The organism is Streptomyces sp. DH12 (assembly GCF_020873895.1).
Lineage (GTDB): Bacteria > Actinomycetota > Actinomycetes > Streptomycetales > Streptomycetaceae > Streptomyces.
Window position 1 is genome coordinate 1 of sequence record NZ_JAHWGT010000070.1, and the last position, 4,062, is coordinate 4,062.

The 4,062-nt window shown below is 72.6% G+C and carries 4 protein-coding genes and 1 riboswitch; of the genes, 1 reads left to right on the forward strand and 3 read right to left on the reverse strand.

Annotated elements, in window-relative coordinates; genetic code table 11:
- Positions 1-135: 135 nt before the first annotated feature.
- From glyA to gcvT, 3 genes are all read right to left on the reverse strand, one after another.
- Positions 136-1,395, reverse strand: a complete 1,260-nt coding sequence (glyA, locus tag LPA54_RS32425) for a serine hydroxymethyltransferase (RefSeq protein ID WP_228984364.1) — start codon at positions 1,393-1,395, stop codon at positions 136-138.
- Between the two features lie 34 nt (positions 1,396-1,429).
- Positions 1,430-1,804 carry a glycine cleavage system protein GcvH gene (gene gcvH / locus LPA54_RS32430; RefSeq protein ID WP_228984365.1) on the reverse strand — a complete coding sequence of 125 codons (375 nt, stop codon included), beginning with the start codon at positions 1,802-1,804 and terminating at the stop codon, positions 1,430-1,432.
- Between the two features lie 73 nt (positions 1,805-1,877).
- Entirely contained in the window at positions 1,878-2,993 is a 1,116-nt protein-coding gene (gene gcvT, locus LPA54_RS32435) for a glycine cleavage system aminomethyltransferase GcvT (protein WP_228984366.1), read from the reverse strand.
- Between the two features lie 163 nt (positions 2,994-3,156).
- Positions 3,157-3,254: riboswitch (glycine riboswitch) on the reverse strand.
- A 152-nt stretch (positions 3,255-3,406) separates the two neighbouring features.
- On the opposite strand from gcvT, the gene LPA54_RS32440 reads away from it, so the two are divergent.
- Positions 3,407-4,060 carry an AAA family ATPase gene (locus LPA54_RS32440; protein WP_228984367.1) on the forward strand — a complete coding sequence of 218 codons (654 nt, stop codon included), beginning with the start codon at positions 3,407-3,409 and terminating at the stop codon, positions 4,058-4,060.
- Positions 4,061-4,062: the final 2 nt, after the last annotated feature.

Sequence of the window (4,062 nt, forward strand, 5' to 3'; positions counted from 1 at the left end):
GGGGGGGGTCGGGGTGGCGGGGGGGGGGGGGGGGGGGGGTGGGGGGGTGGGGGCAAGGGACGGGGCACCGCACTCACTGTCCAGTGTGCGCGGTGCCCCGCAGATCAGTCTGTTGCGTACGTAACGCCGTAAGGACTACAGACCAGGGTAAAGCGGGTGCTTCGCGGCGAGCGCGGAGACCCGGGCCTTCAGCGCCTCGGCGTCGTACGACGGCTTGAGCGCCTCGGCGATGACGTCGGCGACCTCGGCGAAGTCCTCGGCCTGGAAGCCGCGGGTGGCCAGGGCCGGGGTGCCGATGCGCAGACCGGAGGTGACCATCGGGGGCCGGGGGTCGTTCGGGATCGCGTTGCGGTTGACGGTGATCCCGACCTCGTGGAGCCGGTCCTCGGCCTGCTGGCCGTCCAGCTCGCTGTTGCGCAGGTCGACCAGGACCAGGTGCACGTCGGTGCCGCCGGTCAGCACCGACACGCCGTGCTCGGTGACGTCCGGCTGGACCAGGCGCTCGGCGAGGGTGCGGGCGCCGTCCAGGGTGCGCTGCTGGCGCTCCTTGAACTCCTCGCTCGCCGCGACCTTGAACGAGACAGCCTTCGCCGCGATCACGTGCTCCAGCGGGCCGCCCTGCTGGCCGGGGAAGACCGCGGAGTTGATCTTCTTGGCGAGCTCGGCGGTGGACAGGATGACGCCGCCGCGCGGGCCGCCCAGGGTCTTGTGGGTCGTGGTGGTGACCACGTGGGCGTGCGGCACCGGGTTGGGGTGCAGCCCGGCCGCGACCAGGCCCGCGAAGTGGGCCATGTCGACCATGAGGTACGCGCCGACCTCGTCCGCGATGCGGCGGAAGGCGGCGAAGTCCAGCTGCCGCGGGTAGGCGGACCAGCCGGCGACGATCAGCTTCGGCTTGGACTCCTTGGCGAGGCGCTCGACCTCGGCCATGTCGACCTGACCGGTGGCGTCGTCCACGTGGTAGGCGACCACGTCGTAGAGCTTGCCGGAGAAGTTGATCTTCATGCCGTGGGTCAGGTGCCCGCCGTGGGCGAGGTTCAGACCCATGATCGTGTCGCCCGGCTTCAGCAGGGCGAACATCGCCGCGGCGTTGGCCTGGGCGCCGGAGTGCGGCTGCACGTTGGCGTGCTCCGCGCCGAAGAGCTCCTTGATGCGGTCGATCGCGATCTGCTCGACCACGTCGACGTGCTCGCAGCCGCCGTAGTAGCGGCGGCCCGGGTAGCCCTCGGCGTACTTGTTGGTGAGGACGGAGCCCTGGGCCTCCATGACGGCCACCGGAGCGAAGTTCTCCGAGGCGATCATCTCCAGGGTGTTCTGCTGACGGCGGAGCTCGGCGTCGACGGCGGCGGCGACGTCCGGGTCCAGCTCGTGGAGAGGGGTGTTCAGAAGCGACATCACGCGGTCCCTAGGGGTGTGGGTGTCGGGCTGGTCAGCCGGCGAACTCGGTGTACTCGTCGGCGGAGAGCAGGTCCTGCGGCTCGTCCGTGACGCGCACCTTGAACAGCCAGCCGCCCTCGAACGGAGCGGTGTTCACCAGCGACGGGTCGTCCACGACCTCCTGGTTCGCCTCGACGACCTCACCGGTCACGGGGGAGTACAGGTCGCTGACGGACTTGGTGGACTCCAGCTCACCGCAGGTCTCACCCGCGGTGACCGTGGCGCCGACCTCGGGGAGCTGGACGTACACGACGTCGCCCAGGGCGTTCGCCGCGTGCTCCGTGATGCCGACCGTCGACACGCCGTCCTCGGCGGTCGACAGCCACTCGTGCTCCTTGCTGTAGCGCAGCTGCTGGGGGTTGCTCATGAGCTGAATTCTCCTGTACGCGCGAGAGTGGTGGTGAACGGGGGAGTCGTGCGGGTGGCGGGTGTGCCGGGCGTCACTTCTGACGCTTGTAGAACGGCAGCGCCACCACGTCGTACGGCTCATGGGTACCGCGGATGTCGACACCGACCCCGCCCGTACCCGGCTCGGCGTACGCGGCGTCCACGTAGGCCATGGCGATCGGCTTGCCGAGGGTGGGGGAGGGGGCGCCCGAGGTGACCTCGCCGACCACCGTGCCGCCCGCGACCACGGACATCCCGGCGCGCGGCACCCGGCGGCCCTGGGCCACCAGGCCGACCAGCCGGCGCGGCGGGGCGGTCGCGGCGCGCTCGGCGGCGGCCTCCAGCGCCTCGCGGCCGACGAAGTCGCCCTCCTTCTCGAACTTCACCACCCGGCCCAGGCCCGCGTCGAACGGCGTCAGCGCGGTCGTCAGCTCGTGCCCGTACAGCGGCATGCCCGCCTCCAGGCGCAGGGTGTCGCGGCAGGACAGCCCGCAGGGGATCAGGCCGACGGGGGCGCCGGCCTCCGTCAGCGCCCGCCACAGCCGCTCGGCGTGCTCGGGGGCGGTGAACAGCTCGAAGCCGTCCTCGCCGGTGTAGCCGGTGCGGGCGATCAGCGCGGGGACGCCCGCAACGGTGCCGGGGAGGCCCGCGTAGTACTTCAGCCCGTCGAGGTCGGCGTCGGTGAGGGACTTCAGGATGCCGGGGGACTCCGGACCCTGCACGGCGATCAGTGCGTACGCCTCGCGGTCGTCGCGCACCTCGGCGTCGAAGCCGGCCGCGCGCTCGGTCAGCGCGTCCAGCACGACCTGGGCGTTGGAGGCGTTGGCGACGACCATGTACTCCCGCTCGGCGAGCCGGTACACGATCAGGTCGTCGAGGATGCCGCCGTCCTCGCGGCAGATCATGGTGTAGCGGGCGCGGCCCACGCCGACGCCGCCGATGTTGCCGACCAGCGCGTGGTCCAGCAGGGCGGCCGCCTGCGCGCCGGTGACGGTGATCTCACCCATGTGGGAGAGGTCGAACAGGCCGGCGCGGGTGCGCACGGCGGTGTGCTCGTCGCGCTCGCTGGCGTACCGCAGCGGCATGTCCCAGCCGGCGAAGTCGGTCATGGTCGCGCCCAGCGAACGATGCAGCGCATCGAGGGCCGTGCGGCGGGGGGCAGTGCTCATCTGAAGGGCTCCCAGGTCCGGGGCATGGGTGGCGAGGACACGTCCTCCCCATCTGTCATCGGAACCTGAGAGGTTCGCCGTGACCCCCTGCGGGGCGCGGCTTGCACCTTGGGTGGAGCCGCGGCCCCGGCGTGCGGGGGGACGGCTCGCTTTTCAGATCTGCCTCATCCGTGCGGTGCGGGGCCTGAGAGATTCAAGGGAGGAACTTGCTCCTTCGGCGCCCGGGCCACGGGGGGCCCGGAACTCTCCCGCACGGATTCGATCGGCCGGTATGCGATTGTCGGCGCGCACATCATCGCACGAGGGTCCGGATCGGCAAACCCTCGACGGCCCTCGGCAAATCGCTTGTGTCCCATTGCCGTTTCTTTACACTTCTTGGGCAGGCTGTGGGGGAGCCGAGCCCGGGAGGGGCCATGACGTTGCAGCGGTCCGGCGCTTACGCCACGACCGCGGGGGTGCCGGCGCCGCCGGCGCTGCCCGCTCGCACGACCGCCGCCCCGGTCCTGCGCGACCTGCGCGAGCGCGGCGGGCGGGTCCCGCGCGAGCTGCTCTTCGCCGAGGGGGACGTCGTCGTCGTCTCCGGTCTTCCCGGCAGCGGCAAGTCCACACTCATCCGCTCCGCCGCCGCCGACCGCGCCGTCGACTCCCAGGACGTCCGCGAGCGGTGGGAGCGGCGCATGCCGCGCCTCCTGCCGTACGCCCTGTACCGGCCGCTCGTCCGCGTCGACCACTACGCCGGTCTGCGGCGGCGGCTGCGCGACGGCGGGGGCGTCGTCGTCCACGACTGCGGCACCCAGTCCTGGGTGCGCCGCTGGCTCGCCCGCGACGCCCGCCGCCGGGGCCGCTCCCTGCACCTGCTGCTCCTCGACGTCGACCCCGCCACCGCCCGCGCCGGCCAGCGCGAGCGCGGCAGGGGCGTGTCCTCGTACGCCTTCGCCCGGCACCGCAGAGCCGTCGGGCGCCTGGTGCGCGGCGCCGAGCAGGGGGACCTGCCGGCCGGCTGCGCCTCCGCCGTCCTCCTCGACCGCGACGCCGCCACGGCCCTCGCCCGCATCCGCTTCCGCTGACC

Excerpts from the sequence above, each read along its gene's own strand:
- glyA (WP_228984364.1), bottom strand. The coding sequence starts at position 1,395 with ATGTCGCTTCTGAACACCCCTCTCCACGAGCTGGACCCGGACGTCGCC.
- gcvT (WP_228984366.1), bottom strand. The coding sequence starts at position 2,993 with ATGAGCACTGCCCCCCGCCGCACGGCCCTCGATGCGCTGCATCGTTCG.
- gcvH (WP_228984365.1), bottom strand. The coding sequence starts at position 1,804 with ATGAGCAACCCCCAGCAGCTGCGCTACAGCAAGGAGCACGAGTGGCTG.
- LPA54_RS32440 (WP_228984367.1), top strand. The coding sequence starts at position 3,407 with ATGACGTTGCAGCGGTCCGGCGCTTACGCCACGACCGCGGGGGTGCCG.